The 19612-nt window shown below is 66.0% G+C and carries 14 protein-coding genes; 11 read left to right on the forward strand and 3 right to left on the reverse strand.

The window, feature by feature from the left end; translation table 11 throughout:
* Positions 1–332: 332 nt before the first annotated feature.
* The 5 genes from HCH03_RS10775 to HCH03_RS10795 all read left to right on the forward strand — a co-directional run bounded on the left by HCH03_RS10775 (position 333) and on the right by HCH03_RS10795 (position 6559).
* Positions 333–1025 (forward strand): hypothetical protein, encoded by a 693-nt coding sequence (locus tag HCH03_RS10775; RefSeq protein WP_221689500.1) that lies wholly within the window; start codon positions 333–335, stop codon positions 1023–1025.
* A gap of 256 nt (positions 1026–1281) precedes the next feature.
* Positions 1282–2379 (forward strand): methyltransferase domain-containing protein, encoded by a 1098-nt coding sequence (locus HCH03_RS10780; protein WP_221689501.1) that lies wholly within the window; start codon positions 1282–1284, stop codon positions 2377–2379.
* 70 nt (positions 2380–2449) lie between these two features.
* On the forward strand, positions 2450–3538 hold the full coding sequence (locus HCH03_RS10785) for a GTP-binding protein (protein WP_221689502.1): 1089 nt from the start codon (positions 2450–2452) through the stop codon (positions 3536–3538).
* Positions 3539–3756: 218 nt separating this feature from the next.
* The gene (gene arsS / locus HCH03_RS10790) at positions 3757–5814 is read left to right on the forward strand and encodes an arsenosugar biosynthesis radical SAM (seleno)protein ArsS (protein ID WP_221689503.1); all 2058 of its coding nucleotides are present in this window, start codon (positions 3757–3759) and stop codon (positions 5812–5814) included.
* A 37-nt stretch (positions 5815–5851) separates the two neighbouring features.
* Positions 5852–6559, forward strand: coding sequence for a DUF5714 domain-containing protein (locus HCH03_RS10795; protein WP_221689504.1), 708 nt, complete (start codon positions 5852–5854; stop codon positions 6557–6559).
* Between the two features lie 88 nt (positions 6560–6647).
* On the opposite strand, the gene HCH03_RS10800 is transcribed toward HCH03_RS10795, so the two are convergent.
* Both HCH03_RS10800 and HCH03_RS10805 read right to left on the reverse strand, forming a co-directional pair.
* A complete protein-coding gene (locus HCH03_RS10800; RefSeq protein WP_221689505.1) occupies positions 6648–8600 on the reverse strand; it encodes a putative bifunctional diguanylate cyclase/phosphodiesterase in 1953 nt (650 codons plus the stop codon).
* A gap of 242 nt (positions 8601–8842) precedes the next feature.
* Positions 8843–9721, reverse strand: coding sequence for an SDR family oxidoreductase (locus HCH03_RS10805; RefSeq protein ID WP_221689506.1), 879 nt, complete (start codon positions 9719–9721; stop codon positions 8843–8845).
* Positions 9722–9976: 255 nt separating this feature from the next.
* Between HCH03_RS10805 and HCH03_RS10810 the strand changes: the two genes are divergently transcribed.
* Together HCH03_RS10810 and HCH03_RS10815 are read left to right on the forward strand one after the other, a co-directional pair.
* Positions 9977–11164 (forward strand): FprA family A-type flavoprotein, encoded by a 1188-nt coding sequence (locus HCH03_RS10810; RefSeq protein ID WP_221689507.1) that lies wholly within the window; start codon positions 9977–9979, stop codon positions 11162–11164.
* 178 nt (positions 11165–11342) lie between these two features.
* A complete protein-coding gene (locus HCH03_RS10815) occupies positions 11343–12263 on the forward strand; it encodes a diacylglycerol/lipid kinase family protein (protein WP_221689508.1) in 921 nt (306 codons plus the stop codon).
* A gap of 14 nt (positions 12264–12277) precedes the next feature.
* On the opposite strand, the gene HCH03_RS10820 is transcribed toward HCH03_RS10815, so the two are convergent.
* Complete coding sequence (locus HCH03_RS10820) at positions 12278–13171, reverse strand: DUF5996 family protein (RefSeq protein ID WP_221689509.1); 894 nt, start codon at positions 13169–13171, stop codon at positions 12278–12280.
* Positions 13172–13379: 208 nt separating this feature from the next.
* Between HCH03_RS10820 and HCH03_RS10825 the strand changes: the two genes are divergently transcribed.
* The 4 genes from HCH03_RS10825 to HCH03_RS10840 all read left to right on the forward strand — a co-directional run bounded on the left by HCH03_RS10825 (position 13380) and on the right by HCH03_RS10840 (position 19196).
* Positions 13380–15476: a YgiQ family radical SAM protein gene (locus tag HCH03_RS10825; protein WP_221689510.1), complete on the forward strand. Its 2097-nt coding sequence runs from the start codon at positions 13380–13382 to the stop codon at positions 15474–15476.
* A 337-nt stretch (positions 15477–15813) separates the two neighbouring features.
* Positions 15814–18177 (forward strand): molybdopterin-dependent oxidoreductase, encoded by a 2364-nt coding sequence (locus HCH03_RS10830; RefSeq protein ID WP_221689511.1) that lies wholly within the window; start codon positions 15814–15816, stop codon positions 18175–18177.
* Positions 18177–18677, forward strand: a complete 501-nt coding sequence (locus HCH03_RS10835; protein ID WP_368042445.1) for an oxidoreductase — start codon at positions 18177–18179, stop codon at positions 18675–18677. The genes HCH03_RS10830 and HCH03_RS10835 overlap by 1 nt, the downstream gene beginning before the upstream one ends.
* An 81-nt stretch (positions 18678–18758) precedes the next feature.
* Positions 18759–19196: an FKBP-type peptidyl-prolyl cis-trans isomerase gene (locus HCH03_RS10840; RefSeq protein ID WP_221689512.1), complete on the forward strand. Its 438-nt coding sequence runs from the start codon at positions 18759–18761 to the stop codon at positions 19194–19196.
* Positions 19197–19612 lie beyond the last annotated feature (416 nt).

Here is a 19612-nt window from a genome sequence, read left to right on the forward strand (position 1 = left end):
GGTTTCCCCTCGGTGCGCCTTCATTGTCCGGGCGAGAGGGCGTCGCGAGTAGCCGCCGAAAATGTTCGGCGTGACAAAAGGAATTTGTCAGCGGGGTCGCAGCGCCGGTCAACGGGCGCTTGTCGGGCGGCAACGTGCGAGGCGTTGAGAAGGCCCGGGCGGTTTTTCATACGCAGAGCCATACCCCTGCCGGTATGAGACTCGGCCTTCATACTCGCTTTGCCTCCGCCCCCTTGTTACCATGATTGGCAGTATTCATGCGGAACGCAGGGCCTCGGCGTCGCGTTCCATCGACCGCGTTTCAGGCACTAAGGCGAAAGGGGAGCCATATCATGAGAATGCCTTTGGACGAGCTCGTCAAAACCGACGGAAACCGCGAAGCGTTCGACCGCGTCATCGACATCACCGAGAAGCACGACAAGCCCGAGAAGCTGTTCCTTGTGGGCCCGAAGGAATCCGGCAAGACCACGCTTATGCGCGCCCGCCAGCTCGACAAGGACCTGCTCTCCACGAAGAGGGTGCTCTACCGCCCCTGCGCAGAGCTGCCCGAGGCCATGCGTGCCGAGGTCTACGACGGCTTCTTCGAGGATCTGGGCACCTACGAGGTGCTGTTCCTGGACGATTTCGAAGGGTTCTTCGAAGATGCGGAGCTGGGCCCCATGATGTGCAAGCTGCTGTTGGGCGAGCGTGCGCAGCACGGTTTGGACACCGTCATCTCGTCGAGCAAGCCCCTGTCCGAGTACGATCTGTCCGAGTTCGGCGGCATGCTCGACGATTTCGAGGAGATATCCATCGAAGCGCTCGACGCCGACGGGCTGGTGACGTACGTGCAGGGCCTCGTCGAGGACTACACCGAAGAGGGGAAGAGCCCGGTGCTCGCGCCGGAGGCCATCGAGTACATCGCCCGCGATCTGGGCCAGACGCCCACGATGATTCGCAAGGCCACGCACTTCCTCATGACGCAGTACGAGGGCGAGCCGGGCGCGGAGCTCTCCCGCGAGTTCGTGGAGCAAGCCTTGGCGTAAAACCGAGGCGGGAAATCGCGGGAACGAGAAGGCCCGTCGCTTCGGCGACGGGCCTTCGTTTTTCTGGGAAACCGTGCGGCTCGTTTCGAAAGAAATTGCTCTAGAAGATGGTCTGTGTCAGCCTCGCTTACCGGTTTGTGCGTATGAGCGCCCTGCGATCCTCTTCTTGCTCTTGAAGCCTTTCAGCAAAGTGTTAGACTATGTCATATATTAATAGGTTGCAAACAACTAAATGGCTACGAGAGAGGCGGAGACGATGGACTACCATGCTTACTACCGCAAGGCCGAGGCCGGAAGCTATCGGGCGTACTACGACGCGATCGCGGCGGCGCAGGGCATCGATCCCCAGGCTACGGCGCGCACGCGCAACGCCGAGGACGCTATGCCGGGGGAGGCGAAGGATAAGCTCTTCAACGTGGCCGCCGAGATCAAGAACACGTTCCACGAGTTCGGGTCTCCGCTGCCGCCGCTCTTGGAGGGGTGCACCGTGGTGGACCTCTGCTGCGGGTCGGGGCGCGACACCTACCTGGCGGCCCAGCTGGTGGGGTCGGCCGGCAAGGTGATCGGCGTCGAGCCCAACGCGGAGCGCCTCGCCATTGCGCAGAAGTACCGGGACCAAGAGATCAAGCAGTTCGGCTACGGCGCCTGCAACGTGGAGCTGGTGCACGGCGTGCCCGAGGACCTCTCCTTCATCGCCGACGGCACGGTCGACGTGGTCATCTCGAACTGCACGTTCAACCTCTCGCCCGACAAGGCTGCCTACGTCGCCGAGGTCAAGCGCGTGCTGAAGCCGCAAGGCGAGTGGTACTTCACCGATGTGTTCACCGACCGCCGCATCCCGCAGGAGGCGTCGGACAAGATCGAGAACGTCGCCCTGCGTCTGGGAGGCGCCCTGTTCGTGGAGGATTTCCGCCGCATCGTCCAGGGTCTGGGCTTCCATGACCCGCGCTACGTGGTGACGCGCAAGACGCCGGTGACCGACGCCGAGGTGGCCCTCTTCCCCGGCATCGCGTTCGCTACCGTCACCTGTCGTCTCCTGAACTCCGAGCTCACATCGGACCATTGCGAGGACTACGGGGAGGAGGTCGTCTACGACGGGACGCTTCCCGACTACCCCGACTTCTTCCTGTTCGACAAGGATATCAAGTTCCCTGCCGGCCAGTCGTGCCACGTATGCGACAACGTGTCGGTGCTGGGCCTTGGGGGCTGCCGCTACGCGAAGGTCATCACCGTGAAGGGCGACCGTTCGGCGCACTACGGCGACATCCACGGCGACCACATCATCAAGACCGCCGCGGACTGGGAGGGCGTCGTCGACGAGGACGACCAACCGCCCATGGTAAGCTGCTGCTAAGGATACGAGGGTGCCGAAGGCGGGCGGGCTCCTCGACGAGCCGCACGCCTTCGCGCGAAAGGTGCGGAACATGGACAAGATCAGATTCATGGTGGTGAGCGGGTTTCTGGGCGCCGGCAAGACCACGTCGATGATAGCCCTAGCCGAGCATATGAACAAAACGTATGGCGAGACGGCCATCATCGCCAACGACCTGGGGGCGAATCTGGTGGACACGAACCTCACCCAGACGTCGGGCTGCACGGTGGCCGAGATCGCCTCGGGCTGCATCTGCTACCAGATGGACAACACCATCGACCAGATACGCCGCCTGCGCGACAAGGACGGCGCCGTGTTCGTGATGTCCGACATCCCCGGCTGCGGCGTGGGCGCGCTCGACCACGTGTACCATCGCCTGGCCGAAGACTGCGCCGACGAGTTCACGCTCTCGCCGTTCACTGTGGTGGTGGACCCTGAGCGTTTGCGCATGATCATGCCGGAGCGGGCCGACATCAACCTGCCGGAAGAGCTGGTGTACCTGCTGAAGCTACAGCTGGAAGAGGCCGACCTCGTGGTGCTGAACAAAGCCGATCTGCTGGAGCAGGCGGACATCGACCGCTACGTCGACTTCCTGAAAACGGCCTGCCCGGACATCCCCGTCATCGTGATCTCGGCTTTGAAGAAAACGAACATCGCCGAGCTGGCCGACTTCATCACGTCGCACGAGACGGCGCTCAAGAACTTCTCGGTGCGCCACAACCAGGAGTTCGCCGACGCCGAGGCGAAGCTTACGTGGTACAACCGCCGCCTGTACCTTAAGACGAACGACGGTGGCAAGATCGACTGCAACGCGGTGGTGGACGACCTCATCGAGGGCATCCGCATGGGGCTCATCGAGCGCAAGCGCAACGTGCCGCACCTGAAAACGTTCGCCACCTCGGGCAACGGCGACTTCAACAAGGCGTCGCTCATCGGCGTGGACTACGACGTGGAGTACGCGCAGAAGCTTTTGCGGCCGCACAAGAACCTGCGCATGATCATCAACGCGCGCGCCGTGTGCGAGGCGCGGCCGCTCGCGCGCCTGATGGACGACGCGCTGGACGAGGTGTGCGACAAGTACGATCTGGACTGCCAGGTGTTCTTCACGGAATGCTTCGGCATGGCGGACGAAGGTCGCTAGCGGCCCCCGAGCCCTGTTCGCGGGTCCAAGCACCAAAAATGAGAGGGTTCGGGTTGCGGCTTTTTGTCATCCTGAGCATTCGACAGTCCGGCGGACTGTCGAACTCCCGAGCACGCGAAGCGAGCGCAGGGAGGCGCCGCGAAGAGGCGAGCCGAAGGCCGAAGTCAAACGATCTTCAGCGTTGGCGCATGTTGCGGTAAAGGAAGAGGGAGTTCAACATGGAGTTCGATGAGGGGCGGGATGTTCGCGAGCTGGTGCGCGAGTATTACGGGAAGACGTTGCAGGGCAGCGACGATTTGAAGACCGACGCTTGCTGCTGCACGTCGCATACGCCGCCGAAGTACGTGATCGACGTCATGGGCGAGATCGACGACGAGATCATGGCGCACTTCTACGGGTGCGGCTCGCCCATTCCGCCGGCGCTCGAGGGCGCGACCGTGCTCGACTTAGGGTGCGGCACCGGGCGGGACGTGTACATCTGCTCGAAGCTCGTGGGGCCAGCCGGGCGCGTCATCGGCGTGGACATGACCGAGCAGCAGCTCGCCTTCGCGCGGAGCCACGAGGCGGCCCAGATGGAGCGGTTCGGCTTTACGCGCTCAAACGTGGAGTTCCACTGCGGCTTCATCGAGGACCTGGCCGCGCTCGGCATCGAGGACGAGTCGGTGGACGTGGTCGTGTCCAACTGCGTCATCAACCTCTCGCCCTTCAAAGACCAGGTGTTCAAGGAGATTTGCCGCGTGCTGAAGCCGGGCGGCGAGCTGTACTTCTCGGACATCTTCTCCGATCGCCGCGTGCCGCCCAAGTTCTACGACGATCCCGTGCTGCGCGGCGAGTGCCTGTCGGGCGCGCTCTATATCGAGGACTTCCGGCGCATCCTGGACGCGCACGGCATCGCGACGTTCTACGACGTGGAGACCGAGCCCTTGCATGTGGGCGACTTCCAGATTGAAACGAAGCTCGGCTGCATCGGGTTCGCCTCGCACACGGTGCGCGCCGTGAAGTGCGCCGACTTGGAGGACCGCGAGGAGAACTACGGGCAGACGGCCACCTACCTGGGCACCATGCCCGAGAACAAGCGCTACTTCGACCTCACCGAGGACCTGCGCTTCATCAAGGGGAGGCCGGTCGCCGTGAGCGGCAACATGGCGTCGATGCTGTGCGCCTCGCGCTACGCCGAGCATTTCGAAGTTACGGGCAACCGCGACCGCCACGTGGGCCCCTACGATCGCGAGGCGGCGCAGGAGGGGCTCGAGCTCAAGCTCGGCAAGCGGCAGATGGGACTGGCCGACTTAGAGGAGGCGTGCCGCGAGCTGGGCATCGAGCCGTTCGAACAGCGCGTGCACGACAAGGAGCTGCTCAGAAGCGCGCCCGAGCTCGCCACCATGCAGGTGAACGTGGGCTACCGCTGCAATCTGGCGTGCAGCCACTGCTTTTTGGAAAGCGGCCCGCGCCGCACCGAGGTTATGAGCCGCGACACCATGGAGGCCGTGCTGGCGGCGTTCGCCACGGGCGGGTTCCGCACGCTCGACATCACGGGCGGCTCCCCCGAGATGAACCCCGATCTGGAATGGTTCGTCCGCGCGGCGAGCGAGGTGGCCGACGAGGTCATCGTGCGCAGCAACCTGACCATCCTCGACATGCCCGAGTACCGCCACTTCAAACGGGTGTACGCCGACTGCAAGGTGCACCTGGTGACGTCGCTGCCGTACTTCAACGAGCAGGGCTGCGACCTGCAGCGCGGGCGCAACGTGTTCGACCGCGTGGTGAAGGTGCTGCGCGAGCTGAACGGGCTGGGCTACGGGACGGACCCCTCCCTCAAGATCGACGTGGCCTACAACGTGTCCGGCCCCTTCCTGCCGCCCGACCAACGCGAGCTGGAGGAGTTCTACGCCTTCGACCTGCAGCGCGAGCAGCACGTGAAGTTCGACAACCTGTTCGCGTTCAACAACTACGCGCTGGGCCGTTTCGCGAACGAGCTGAAGTTCGAGGGGAAGTTCGACTACTATATGAACCTGCTCGCCGAGAACTACAACGCGGCGGTGGTGGCGCGCATGATGTGCCGCTCGCAGGTGAACGTGGACTTCGACGGCCGCCTGTACGACTGCGAGGTCAACCACGTGCTGGGGCTGCCGCTGGACGGACCGCGAAACGTGCGCGACCTCGTGGACGAGCCCTTGGGCGTGCGCACCGTGGCCACGAGCCCGATCTGCTACAGCTGCGCCGCCGGCTGCGGCAGCTCGTGCGGCGGCAGCCTCATGGACAAGTACGGTGAGTGACGGCTGTCGGTCGGCAGCAAAGAGAAGGAGGGGCGTCATGTCCATCGGGAAGGCATCGTGTCTGGTTTGCGGCGAGCCGCTGCAGTATTTCGAGGAGGCTCGGGAGGTGGCATGCGCCGTCTGCGGCAAGCACGAGGCAGCGCGCGCGGTTTGCCGGGAGGGCCACTACGTATGCGACGCCTGCCATCGCAAAGAGGGCGTCGACCTGGTCATGGCCCGCTGCGCATCCACGGACTCCCGCAACCCTATCGAAATCGCACAAGACCTCATGGCCGAAAAAGCCATCTACCCCAACGGTCCCGAGCACCACACGCTCGTGGGCGCGGCGCTGCTCGCCGCGTACCGCAACGCCGGCGGCGAGATCGACCTTGACCGCGCGCTCGCCGAGCTGCGCGAGCGCAGCCTGAACGTGCCCGGCGGCGCCTGCGGCTTCTGGGGTACGTGCGGCGCGGCCGTGAGCGCCGGCATGTACCTGAGCATCGTTACGGGCTCGACGCCCCTGATCGCAGAACCGTGGGCGCAGGTGCAGGGGCTCACGGCCCGCATCTTGGGACGCTTGGCCGAGATCGGCGGCCCGCGCTGCTGCAAGCGCACCTCGTTCACGGCCATCCAGACGAGCGCGAACTACACCGCCGAGGTGCTGGGCGTGCGCATGGAGCTGCCCGAGCGCATCGTCTGCACGTTCGCCGCCCGCAACGCCGAATGCATTGGCGCGCGCTGCCCCTACTCGCGCGGCGCCGCCTGAGACTAGGGGCAGCGCGCAATCCTTCTCCCTGGTGGTTCGAAGGAGTCGACGGATGCCGCGCCGGTTCGCGCGCCGGCATGAAGGCGCCCTAGCGCGCCTCCTCCTCGCTCGCCGCGATGACGGCGGCGGCCTCGTCGGGCGGCAGCGGGCGCGAGAACAGGTAGCCTTGCATGAGGCTGCAGCCGCACTCGTTCAGGAACGCGCGCTGCTCCTGCGTCTCCACGCCTTCGGACAGTATCTGCGATCCCATGGCGCCGAACCCTGCTGTCAGCAGCCCGAAGAACTCGGTGAGGTGCTCGTCCTCCGTCGCGGACCACAGAATGCTCTTGTCCAGCTTCACCACGTCGAACGGCAGCTCCAGCATCATGGATATGTTCGAGTACCCGGTGCCGAAATCGTCCAGGTAGAAGCGCACTCCATGGGCATGCATGTCCTCCATGAAGGCGCGCACGGCGTCGGGGTTCGCGATGATGGCGCTCTCCGTCACCTCGACGCGTAGGCACGATGCGGGTATGCCGTGCCGTTCCACGACGGCCAGCACCGATTCTGCCAGGTCGTCCTGTATGAACTCCACCGCCGAGAAGTTCACTGACACTCCGCGGAACGTCGAGTCGGGGTGCGCGTCGCGATAGGCCCTGATGAACGCGCAGGCGCGGTTCAGCATGAAGCGCGTGACGTCCGAAATGACGCCGATCTGCTCGGCGACGGGGATGAACTCGTCGGGCGGTATGGAGCCCAGCTCGTCATCGTCCAAGCGGCACAGCGCCTCGGCCGCCACGAACCGTCGCTCGCTCTCCGACCACACGGGCTGCAGCTTCACGGTGAATCCGCCGCATTCCGCCGCCCGGCGCACCACGTCGGCGATGGCGCTGCGTCGGTGGATGGCCTCCATCATATCCGGCGTGCAGACGCACGGCACGTTCGGCCCCCGGCCCTTCGACTCCACCGTGGCGTATTCCAGCGCCGCCACCACGTCGCCGGGGTTGTGCGCGATGGCGGGGTAGCTCACCGCGCCGATGGCCGCGCCCACGGTGTAGGAGCGTCCGCCGATGCGCCACGGCTCGCTCAGGCGCTGCCGCAGCGGTGCGAGCAGAGCGGCCGTTTTCCCGTCTTCTCCCCGGGTGCCGAGCACGCCGTCGCTCATGATGAAGGCGAACTGGTCGCCGCTGTAACGGAAAAGCCGCGCGTCGTCGATAGTCCCCAGGTACGAAGCGAACTCCCGCAAAAACCGGTCGCCGCTCTCGTGGCCGAACTTGTCGTTGATGAACTTGAAGTTCGACAGCGACACCAGCACGGCGGTGAACGGCTGGGCCTTCTCGTCCAGCAGCGAGACCATGGACAGGAACTCCTGGCGGTTGGAGGCGCCGGTGAGCTGGTCAACCGACAGGCGCTTGTTCTGCAGGTACAGGTAGATGATGAGCAGCGAGCACGCCGCCGCCGATCCCGACAGCAGGTAGGCGGGGAACAGCTGCTGCACGGCTATCACGCCCACGGCGATGAGCGGGAACACGGCCAGGATGCGCTTGATGACGGGGTCGATGGGCGCGCGGGTGAACACCACCAACGCGAAGCATGCCACGCAGTAGAAGTAGAACACCAGGTACGTGGTGACGATGAGCGGCCCTTGCACGTAGCTGCCGGCCGCGTCGAAGAAGAACAGGCAGCCGGTGGGCACGTTCGCCACCACCAGCAGGAAGTACGCCGCGCACGGCACGCAGCTCGCCACGGCGAAGCGCCTTCCGACCGGCCGCGCCTCGCTCACCACGGCCACGGCGTAGTAAAAGTACACGGTGCCCAGCAACGGCGTGAGCGCGAAGTAGCATAGGGTTATGAGATAGGTGAGCGGCAGCAGCTCCGGCGGCGCGTAGGCGATCATGAGCGTGGAGGCCAGGTTCGTGCCGATGGCGCCCAGCGTGGTGGCGAGGCACAGTCGGAACACGCGGTTCTTCGGCGAGGGCACCGCATGGCTCTTGCGCGAGTACACGGAGATGATGAGCACGATGATGAAGGCGATAACTTCAGCCGATACGTTCCATTCCATGGTCGATAGCCGTCGAGCCTTCCGCTTGGTTTCCCCTCGTCACCCGTATTGTACCCTTCTCGGTGCCATTCGCCCTGCACAATTCCGTTATAGTTGAACGTCGGGGAGTGTCGGCGGCCTCGGGGGGAGGCTGTCGGATCGGTGGCATGCGGAGCGACGGCTCCGCCGTGCAGGTGCGGTTTGCATCGAGCCACTTCTGCTTGGAAGTCCGCCCGCCGGCGTTCGCCGGCGGGCGGTGCTCGCTAGCCGTTCACCACGGTGCCGCCGTTCACGTGGATGACCTGGCCCGAGATGTAGCTCGAGTCCTCGCAGGCCAAAAACACGTAGGCGGGCGCCAACTCGTAGGGCTGGCCGGGGCGTCCCATGGGCACGCTTTCTCCGAAGTGGCGCACCTTGTCGCTGTCCGGGCCGTAAGAGGCGGGGTTGAGCGGCGTCCAGATGGGGCCGGGCGCCACGGCGTTCACGCGGATGCCGCGGCCCGCCAGCTCCTCGTTCTCGGAAAGCGAGCGGGTGAACGCCGTGATGGCGCCTTTCGTGGACGAGTAATCCAGCAGGTCGGGCGAGCCCTGGTAAGCGGTCACCGACGTGGTGTTCACGATGGCCCCGCCGCGCGGCAGATGCGGCAACGCGGCCTTCACCAGGTAGAACATGCTGAAGATGTTCGTTTGGAACGTGCGCACGAGCTGCTCTTGCGAAAGGTCGAGGATGCTCTTGCACGGCGTTTGCTCGCCGGCGTTGTTCACGAGCACGTCGAGGCGGTCCCATTCGTCCACGATGCCGGATACCAGATCCCGGCAGAACCCTTCGTCGCCCACGTCCCCCTTGAACACGAGGGCGCGCCGCCCCAACGCGCGGATGCGTTCGGCCACGGCCTGCGCGTCGTCGTCCGACGAGTAGTACGCGATGGCCACGTCGGCGCCCTCCTTGGCGAACGCGATGGCCGCGGCGGCTCCGATGCCGCTGTCGCCTCCGGTGACGAGGGCGGCCTTGCCCTCGAGCTTGCCCGCTGCGCGGTACGAGTCGCTTTCAAGCTGCGGCTTGGGGTCGACGTTCGCGCGCACGTCGTCCATGGCGTAGCCCGCCTTCGGGGCTTGGGTTTCGAGCGTTGCGGTTTGCGTCATAGGGTGCTCCTTCCATTCGGGATACGCTCGCAGCTTACCGTCCGCCCGACACCGTCGCCCGCGTCGGCGTCGGGCGTTACGCGGCCCTTCGGCAGCGGTAACGTCCGCGAGAACTGCGGTTCTGGTCCTTCGCACTTCCCCTCGCAGCCCTCCGCGCGGCCCTAATGCGGGTCTTTCGCTATCATTTGCCCACGCGACCTTCGGACGTTCGCGCGCGTCGGTTATACTGGGCGAAAAACGAGAGAGGAGCGCACCATGCTGCATGCGGTCGAGGTGAAGCCCGACGTGTACTGGGTCGGGGGCGTCGATTGGAACGAGCGGAACTTCCACGGCTACACGACGGACCGGGGGTCCACGTACAACGCCTACCTTATCATGGACGAGCATCCCACGCTCATCGACACGTGCAAGCCCACGTTCGCCGACGAGCTCATCGAGCGCGTGCGCGAGGTGGTGGATCCGGCGCGCATCGAGTACGTCGTCGCGAACCACGTGGAGCAGGACCATTCCGGCGCCATCCCCGCCATCTGCGAACTCGCGCCGAACGCGCGCATCTACGCGAGCGCCCCGCACGGCGTGAACGGCCTTGCGGCCCATTACGGCGACCGCGGCTACGTGCCCGTCAAAACCGGCGACACGCTCGCCATCGGCAAGCGCACGCTCACGTTCACGCAGACCGTCATGGTGCACTGGCCCGACAACATGGTCACGTACTCCGACGCCGACCGCATCCTGTTCTCCAACGACGCCTTCGGCCAGCACTACGCCTCGTCGAAGCACTTCGACGACGAGGTGGGCCTGCCCGAGGTGCTCGCGCAGGCGAAGAAGTACTACGCGAACATCGTCATGCCCTACTCGCGCCACGTGCAGCGCGCGCTGGGGGCGCTCGGCGGCCTGGACATCGACATGATCGCGCCGAGCCACGGCGTGATCTGGCGCAGCCACGTGCCCGAGATCCTGGATACGTACGCGCGCTGGAGCTCGCTCGCGCCCGACGACTACGCCGTGGTCGTGTACGACTCCATGTGGCACGCCACCGAGGCCATGGCCCACGAGATCCTCGAGGCGTTCATCGAGTGCGGCGTGCCCGCCCGCCTGTTCGACCTCAAGGCCAACCACATATCCGACATCATGACCGAGGTGCTGTCGGCGAAGTACATGGTCGTGGGCTCGCCCACGCTCAACAACGGCATGATGCCCACCGTGGCGGCGTTCCTCTGCTACCTGAAGGGCCTCTCGCCCAAGACCGGCTGGGAGGGCCGCGTGGGCATCCCGTTCGGCTCGTACGGCTGGGGCGCGAACGGCCCCGACGAGGTGGCCGAGGTCCTGGAGAAGTGCGGCTTCGACCTGGCGCTCGGCACGCTCTCGCACCAGTGGACCGAGGATGCCGCCAGCCTCGAGGAGCTGCAGCAAGCCGTGGTGGGAGGCGTGGGGAAGCGGTAGCGCCCCAAGGCGTCGTCGGAGCTTCCCGCCGCCCGAGCCCGAGCGGCGCGGCGGCGGGCTGAGCTTGGGGCCGTGCCCTGGTCGCCGCTGCGCCCTGCCCGCTTTATAATGAACGACGACGGCTGCTGCGCGGAAGGCATCGGCCGGATCGACGGAACCTCGCTCGAAAGGGGCGCCCATGCCGACTTGCCTGGGAAAGACGCTGCTCATAGCCAACCCAACGGCGCAGAACGGCAACGGCGCCGCTGCGGCGCAGCGCGCGGCGACCCTGCTGCGGGCGGCCTTGGGCGACGGCGCCCTCGACGTGGCGCTCACCGAGGCGCCCGGACAGGCGGTCGACCTGGCGGCGGGCGCGGGCGCGCACGACACGGTGCTCGCCCTCGGCGGCGACGGCATCATCCACGAGGCGGCGAACGGGCTCATGCGCCTGCCGCGGGAGGATCGGCCGGCTTTCGGCATCGTCCCCGTGGGCTCCGGCAACGACTACGCCCGCACGCTGGGCATGTCCGCCCGCTCGGTGGACGAGGCCGCGGCCCAGTTGCTCGCGGCGTCGAGGCGACCGGCCGACGTGGGGCGGTGCAACGGGGAGTTCTTCGTGGAAACGCTCTCGTTCGGCGTCGACGCGGCCATCGCGCTCGACACGGTGGAGCGGCGCAAACGCACGGGCAAGACCGGCACGGCGCTCTACCTGGCCAGCGGCATGGACCAGCTGCTGCACCACCTGGATCGCCGCCGCTACACGGCCTCGTTCGACGGCGGCGCGCCCGTCGGCGGCGAATCGTTCACGTTCGCCGTGCAGGTGGGCCCCACCTACGGCGGCGGCTTCCGCATCTGCCCGGACGCGCGCATCGACGACGGCCTGCTCGACGTGTGCATCGCGCACCCGCCTTTCGGCCTCGCGCGGGCCGTGCTCGTGTTCCTGCTGGCGAAAGGCGGCCGGCACACGGGCTTCAAGCAGATAGAGCTGCGCCGCGTCCGCACGCTCAGCGTGCGGTTCGACGAGCGTCCTCCCGTGCAGATCGACGGCGAGCCGCTCGTGGCCGACGAGTACGCCGTCGACATCGTGCCGCACGCGCTCGACGTGCTCATGCCCCGCTGACCGGCGCGCTCCCGCTACGGCACCAGCAGCGGCCTGGTGAACCAGTCGAAGCGCTCCCAACGCTGGCGCGCGGCGACGTTCACGAACGCCTCGCGGCAGAACCGCACGACGGCGGCGTGCGGGTCGTCGGCGCGCAGGGCGTCCTCCAGCTTCAGGAAGTACTCGGCGCTCGAAGGGTCGTAGTACGCGCCGGGAACGGCCACGTCGGGCATGGGCCCTTCGAGGAAGGGGTAGGCCAGCACGAAGAACGCGGGGTCGTCGGCCTGCTCGTCGCCCGGCCAGAAGCCGAACTCGACGAACTGCTCGTCGAACGCCACGCGCTCCACGATGCCGCCGTCGGCGGGGAAGGGGCAGGGCCTGCCCGAGAACAGCACGCAGGTCATGTCGAACGTGCCCCAGAACAGCGACGGCGGCGTCTTCTTCCCGCGAAAGCCCGACGAGAAGTCCGTCAGGGCGCCTCGCGCGAACAGGCATTGCTCGAAGTAGCGTCGCGCGGCCTGCGCGTCGAAGGCGAGCGGTTCGGTGAGCGCGTAGAAGGGCTCGTGCGTGAACATCTCCTGCGGCACCGGGTAGATGGGCACCGTGTGCCCTGCGGCCTCGAGCATGAGCGTGAACCGCTCGTAGTAGTCGGCGACGGAGGCCCCGTCTTCAAGGGGGAAGCACGCTTCCTGGCCGGACGTCGACACGGCCCTCATTCCCGGTTCGTCCAAGCGCAGCTGGATCTCGAACCCGCCCGCGCCGTGCGGCACGAACCCGGTGGTGAACCCGTCGGGCGTCGCGTCGAGCAGCACGTGGCCCCATTCGGGCTGCGGCTCCATGAGCTCCAGCTTCACCTTTCCCATCATCTGGGTCATCATATGCAGCGCGATGCACGTTTCGCGCCACTGGCTGTACGTTTGCAGGTGCATGGCCTTCTCCTTGCGGTCGGGGGCGGGCGTTGCGGGATTTCAACCGATACAGTCTAGCGGCGGTCCCGCCAGCTCGCCGCCTGCGCCCCGAAGGCGTCAACAGTGCGTGGGGAAGGGGTTACGCGGGTGGCGGATACCGCGCGTTTCCGCTAGGATGGGCGGGTAATCGAATCGATCCCGCGCCCCGCGCGCGGCGGCAAGGAGCCCCATGAGCACGCAATTCCTCCCGGTCAACCGCCAAGACATGGCCGAACGCGGTTGGGAGCAGGTCGACTTCGCGTTCGTGTCGGGCGACGCGTACGTCGATCACCCCTCGTTCGGCATGGCCATCATCACGCGCCTGCTCGAGGCGCACGGCTACCGGGTGGGCGTCATCGCCCAGCCCGACTGGAACGACCCGGCGTCGGTGGCCGCGCTCGGCGAGCCGCGGCTCGCCTTCCTCGTGTCGGCCGGCAACATGGACTCCATGGTGAACCACTACACCGTGGCCCGCAAGCACCGCCGCGAGGACGCGTACTCGCCGGGCGGGCAGGCGAACCTGCGGCCGAACCACGCGGCGGTCGTGTACTCCAACCTCATACGCCGCACGTTCAAGAAGACGCCCATCGTGCTGGGCGGCATCGAGGCCAGCCTGCGGCGTCTCGCGCACTACGACTACTGGTCGGACAAGCTCAAGCGCTCCATCCTGCTGGACTCCGGCGCCGACCTCGTGTCCTACGGCATGGGGGAGCACTCCATCGTGGAGATCGCCGACGCGCTGGCCGCCGGGCTCTCCGTCGACGACCTCACGTTCATCGACGGCACGGTCTACCGGGCAAGCTCCCTCGAGCACGTCTACGATGCGGAGACGCTGCCGTCGTACGCCGATATGCAGGCCGACAAGCTGGCCTACGCGCGCTCGTTCGCCGTGCAGTACGCGAACAGCGACCCCTTCACCGGCAAGCGCTTGGTGGAGCCGTACTCCGACCACGAGTTCGTCGTGCAGAACCCGCCGGCCGCCCCGCTCACGCAGGCCGAGATGGACGCCGTCTACCGTCTTCCCTTCGCGCGCACGTACCACCCGATGTACGAGGCGGCCGGCGGCGTGCCCGCCATCAAGGAGGTGAAGTTCAGCCTGACCAGCAACCGCGGCTGCTTCGGCGAATGCTCGTTCTGCGCGCTCACGTTCCACCAGGGGCGCATCGTGCAGACGCGCAGCCACGACTCGCTCGTGGCCGAGGCCGAGCTCATCGCGGCCGACCCCGATTTCAAGGGGTACATCCACGACGTGGGCGGCCCCACGGCCAACTTCCGCGCCCCCGCCTGCGCCAAGCAGCTCAAGGCGGGTGCCTGCCCGCACCAGCGCTGCCTGTTCCCCGACCCGTGCAAGCGCCTCGAGGCCGACCACGCGGATTACCTGAAGCTCCTGCGCCGCCTGCGCAAGCTGCCCGGGGTGAAGAAGGTGTTCGTGCGCTCGGGCATCCGCTTCGACTACGTGCTGGCCGACAAGAAACACGGCGACGAGTTCGTCCGCGAGCTCTGCGAGCACCACGTGAGCGGTCAGCTGAAGGTGGCGCCCGAGCACGTGTCCGACGCCGTGCTCGCCCACATGGGCAAGCCGCGCAACCTGGTGTACCAGCGCTTCGCGAAACGCTACGAGCAGGTGAACGAGGAGCTGGGCAAGAAGCAGTACCTCGTGCCCTACCTCATGTCGTCGCACCCCGGCTCCACGCTCGACGAGGCCATCGAGCTGGCCGAGTACTGCCGCGATCTGGGTTACAACCCCGAGCAGGTGCAGGACTTCTACCCCACGCCCGGCAGCATGTCCACGGCCATGTACTACACCGGCGTGGACCCGCGCACCATGCAGCCCGTCTACGTGCCGAAGTCTCCGCACGAGAAGGCGCTCCAACGCGCCCTCATCCAGTACCGCGACCCGAAGAACCGCCCCCTCGTGCTCGAGGCGCTGCGCAAGGCGGGCCGCATGGACCTGGTGGGCTACGGCCCGAAATGCCTCGTGCGCCCCGAGGGGGCTTCCGCCGGCAAGGGCGTGCGCGGCAAGGCGTCGAGCTCCTCCACGCTGCGCAAGGCCGATGGCAAGACGTCGCGCGGAGCCTCGTCGAGCTCCGTCCCGAAGAAGGGGAGCGGCAAGGCGGTCGCTCCGAAACCCGCGGGCAAGGGCGGCAGGAAGGGAGCGGACGCGCGGACGGGGGCGAAAGGCTCGAAGGGACCGGCTGGACGTCCGAACGTGAAAAGCTCGGCCCCGCGCAATGGCTCTAGCGGCACTCATCGCCAAGCAGACAAGCCGCGCAAGGGCCGGCGATAGCCGCGGGGACGCACCCGTAGGGGCGGGCTGCTGCCCGCCCCTACGGGTGCCGTCGGAAAGCACCATGCCGTGCGGTGGCCGTCCTCGGCAGCGCAGGGCGAACATGCGCCGCGCACGGCGGGCGCACCTTGCGCATCATTCACGTCAAGCAAACGCCTCGCCTCACCCGTCTTTTTCGATCTCACCCCGTCTTCTCACCCCCATAACCCCGCCCGAGGGGGCATGACCCGCCCCGGCGCTCTTCCTAGAATCTTCTCCAGAAGCTTGCGGTTCTCGTCGGCTGCGGCTTCCCCACAGACGAGATGTTTCGCTGAAACGAGAAGAAAGGTAGGGGTCAATGGATGAGATGAAAGCCGCGCCTGCGGTGAAGCTCGATACGTTGTCCGACGTGAACGACCTCGGCAAGCCGTGGCGATACGAGGAGGATGGGCTCACCGTCACCCGCCTGTCCCCGTGGTCCGCTCCGGGTTGCCACCCCACGGGGTGCGGCCTGAAGGTGTACACCGACGAAAACCAGAAGGTCGTGCGCGTCGAAGGCGACGAGAACCATCCCGTTACGCAGGGCCGCCTGTGCGTGCGCTGCATCACGCTCATGGACTACCTGTACAATCCCTCGCGCATCATCCATCCGATGAAGCGCGATCCGAAAGACCGCGGCAACGCCGAGAAGTGGGAACGTTGCACCTGGGAAGAGGCGCTGGACATCATCCAGGAGAACTACGACCGCATCACCAAGGAGTTCGGCCGCGAAAGCTGCGTGTGCTTCACGGGAACCGGGCGCGAGGGCGGCACGTTCAACCCGTACGGCAGCGTCATGCTGGGCACCCCGAACTACTGCTACACGCAGTCGGGCTACGCCTGCTACATCCCGCGCCTGGCTGCCTCCAGCTACATCATCGGCGCCGCGTATCCGGAGATCGACTACGCCTGCGCATTGCCGGAGCGCTTCGACGACCCGGCGTACGAGCTGCCCGAGTGCCTGATCATGTGGGGCAAGATGCCGCTTTCCTCGAACGGCGACGGTCTGTTCGGACACGCCGTCGTGGACATGATGCGCCGCGGCACCCGCTTGATCATGGTCGATCCGCGCATGAACTGGCTCGCCAGCCGCGCCGACATCCACCTGCGCCTGCGCGCCGGCACCGACGCGGCGCTGGCCATGGCCATGCTCAACGTCATCATCAACGAGGGCCTGTACGACCAGCAGTACGTCGATTGCTGGTGCTACGGCTTCGACGAGCTGAAGGCGCGCGTCAACGATCCGGAGAAGGGCATGACGCCCGCCAAGGCGGCCGAGGTGTGCGGCATCCCCGAGGAGAAGATCGTCGCCGCGGCGCGCATGTACGCCCAGGCCAAACCCGCCAGCATCTCCTGGGGCCTGGCCATCGACCAGAAGGCCAACGGCATGCAGGCCGGCCAGTGCATCCTGGACCTCATGGCCATCACGGGCAACATCGACGTGCCGGGCGGCAACCTCCTGGGCGATGCGACCACGGGCCTGAACGAAGTGGGATTCGGCTTCGAGAAGGGCGTCGGCGACCTGGCGAGCAAGATGGTGGGCCTCACCGAGTACCCGGCCTACTGCAACCTCATCATGAACGCGCATGCCGACATGATGCTGAAGGCGATGGAGACGGGCGAGCCGTACCCCATCAAGTTTGGAATGTACTGCGGAAACAACCTCATGTCGTGCACGTCGGCGGAACCGAAGCGCTGGCATGACGCCATCCTCAAGTCGCTCGAGTTCTGCTTCACCATCGACACGTTCATGACCCCCTCCGCGCAGGCGTCGTGCGACGTGTTCCTTCCGCTGGCCGCCTCCGCCGAGCGCGACGGCACCACGTTCACGCATTACGGCGCGTCCATGGGCATCAAGGGCTTCTCGCAGGCGGCAACCCGCACGGGCGAGGCGCTCACCGACGCCGAGGCGTGCTTCAAGATCGGCAAGCGCCTGAACCCCCATTGGTGGGAGGACTACGAGACGGTGGACGACTTCATCAACCACCTGCGCCTGAGCAAGAAGTTCGACTTCCGCGACGTGGCGAAGAACGTGTACGTGCAGGACGAGGTGCTCTACCGCAAGAACGAATGCGGGCGTTTGCGCGGCGACGGCAAGGTAGGCTTCAACACCCCGACGGGCCGCATCGAGCTGTACTCGACCATCTTCCAGCAGTTCGATGACGATCCGCTGCCGTATTACGAGGAGCCCCAGTACAGCCCGGCCGCCACGCCCGAGCTTTTGGACGAGTACCCGTTCGTGCTGACGACCGGCGCCCGGCCCTACGCGTTCTTCCATTCCGAGAACCGCCAGATCCCGTTCTGCCGCGAGCTGAACCCCGACCCCATCGTGGAGATCAATCCGAAAACGGCCAAGAAGCTGGGCATCGCCAACGGCCAGTGGGTCGAGCTGTGGAACCAGTTCGGCAGCTGCAAGCAGAAGGCGAAAGTGACCGAAACCGTGGACGAGCAGACCATCCACGCACAGCACGCCTGGTGGTTCCCCGAGGAAGAGGGAAGCGAGCCAAACCTCTGCGGCAACTTCCGGTCGAACGTGAACAACCTGGTGCCGAACTTCCACTTCGGCAAGCTGGGCTTCGGCGCGCCGTTCAAGTGCCTGCTGTGCAACGTGAAACCCATCGACGAGTGCCTGGACACCGATATGGACCTCGTTTGGAACAAGTTCAAGAGGGAGGACCAGTAATGGAAGCTCAAGTAGGATTGCTGATCGACTACGAATACTGCACGGGTTGCCAGTCGTGCGAAGTGACCTGCAAGGAAGAGCACGGCTACCCCGTGGGGAAATGGGGCATCCACGTGCTCGAAGAGGGTCCTTGGGAGATCGAAGACGGCACGGGGGTGTTCAACTACAATTACGTGCCGGTGCCCACCGACCTGTGCGACTTGTGCGCCGACCGCACGGGCAAGGGACGCGAGCCCATGTGCGTGCACCATTGCCTGGCGAACGTCATCACGTACGGACGGATCGAGGACTTGGCTAAGAAGGCGGCGACGAAGGGCAAGCAAGTGCTCTGGGTGCCGCAGTACAAGCCGCTCGAAGCCAAGGGCGAGTTCGTGGCCACGAAGAAAAACAGGCCCGCAGAGGTGGCGGCGCCGGTTGAGATCGAGTCCAACGACGCCTGGTCGACGGCTGCGCATCGCCGTTCCGACGATGACCATTTCGAGTTGGGCCTGGTCGAGTAACTGCGAGACCTATCATTGGCCGGCATGGCTTCGACCGCTTTCGTCGGTCATGCCGGCCGTCCTCGAGGCAAGGAGCATCCAATGAGGAACAACCAGCGATTCGGCGCGTGCGCGTACGTCCGCTATCGCGGCGGCGTGGCGGGCGAGCCGGCAACCGACGATCGCTCGCAGGGCGATCCGGTGAAGATCGTCCTTGGCGCGGGAAGCGTGGTCCCCGGCATCGAGGACGCGTTGAGCGAAATGGCTCCGGGCGAGGAGCGCGTGGTGCGCGTTCCTCCCGAGGAGGCGTACGGCGCCTACGATCCCGACGGCGTGCAGACCTACCCGCGCACGATGTTCTCGTTCGGTGCCGAGCTCGAGGAGGGCGACGTGTTCCAATGGAAGAACCCTGCTTCCGGCCTGCCCATTCCCGTGCGCGTCGTCGAGGCCCACGAGCATGCCGTGCGCGTCGACTTCAACCATCCTTTCGCCGGCAAGACGCTGGAATACTGGTTGAAGGTCGAAAAGATCGTCGATTAGGGCGCGGCGGTGAACTGCTTTCCCTGCCGTGGCCCCGCATGCAACAGCTGCGGGAAGTTCGATCGCACGAACAATCTGGTTGCCCGCAACAACTCAGCCCGCTGCGCTTCGTGCGGCGGGCGGGTGGACTTGTTTTCGGGAGCGTGCCTGGAATGCGGGCGGGCTGTGCTGGCTCCTCCCGGCCAGTCGATAGCGACAAGCGAGCTGCCCGGAGTGTTTCAGGTCGACTGCAAACATGACCGGGGCGCTTGATTGAACGGATGCGACAAGGCCCCGTATAATAGACGGCATGTCCGAAGGACGGAACGGGGGATGTGCAATGCGGTTTGAATCGGTTCCGAACGTGTCTGATCGCAAGACGCCGGAGGGTTTCTTGAAGCGGAAATTCCAAGCACCCTCCGCCCCTCTGCCGTACG

The organism is Gordonibacter massiliensis (ex Traore et al. 2017), from assembly GCF_019731765.1.
Lineage (GTDB): Bacteria > Actinomycetota > Coriobacteriia > Coriobacteriales > Eggerthellaceae > Gordonibacter > Gordonibacter massiliensis.

Coding starts and splice junctions, on each gene's coding strand:
- HCH03_RS10775 (WP_221689500.1), top strand. CDS start 333: ATGAGAATGCCTTTGGACGAGCTCGTCAAAACCGACGGAAACCGCGAA.
- HCH03_RS10780 (WP_221689501.1), top strand. CDS start 1,282: ATGGACTACCATGCTTACTACCGCAAGGCCGAGGCCGGAAGCTATCGG.
- HCH03_RS10785 (WP_221689502.1), top strand. CDS start 2,450: ATGGACAAGATCAGATTCATGGTGGTGAGCGGGTTTCTGGGCGCCGGC.
- arsS (WP_221689503.1), top strand. CDS start 3,757: ATGGAGTTCGATGAGGGGCGGGATGTTCGCGAGCTGGTGCGCGAGTAT.
- HCH03_RS10795 (WP_221689504.1), top strand. CDS start 5,852: ATGTCCATCGGGAAGGCATCGTGTCTGGTTTGCGGCGAGCCGCTGCAG.
- HCH03_RS10800 (WP_221689505.1), bottom strand. CDS start 8,600: ATGGAATGGAACGTATCGGCTGAAGTTATCGCCTTCATCATCGTGCTC.
- HCH03_RS10805 (WP_221689506.1), bottom strand. CDS start 9,721: ATGACGCAAACCGCAACGCTCGAAACCCAAGCCCCGAAGGCGGGCTAC.
- HCH03_RS10810 (WP_221689507.1), top strand. CDS start 9,977: ATGCTGCATGCGGTCGAGGTGAAGCCCGACGTGTACTGGGTCGGGGGC.
- HCH03_RS10815 (WP_221689508.1), top strand. CDS start 11,343: ATGCCGACTTGCCTGGGAAAGACGCTGCTCATAGCCAACCCAACGGCG.
- HCH03_RS10820 (WP_221689509.1), bottom strand. CDS start 13,171: ATGCACCTGCAAACGTACAGCCAGTGGCGCGAAACGTGCATCGCGCTG.
- HCH03_RS10825 (WP_221689510.1), top strand. CDS start 13,380: ATGAGCACGCAATTCCTCCCGGTCAACCGCCAAGACATGGCCGAACGC.
- HCH03_RS10830 (WP_221689511.1), top strand. CDS start 15,814: ATGGATGAGATGAAAGCCGCGCCTGCGGTGAAGCTCGATACGTTGTCC.
- HCH03_RS10835 (WP_368042445.1), top strand. CDS start 18,177: ATGGAAGCTCAAGTAGGATTGCTGATCGACTACGAATACTGCACGGGT.
- HCH03_RS10840 (WP_221689512.1), top strand. CDS start 18,759: ATGAGGAACAACCAGCGATTCGGCGCGTGCGCGTACGTCCGCTATCGC.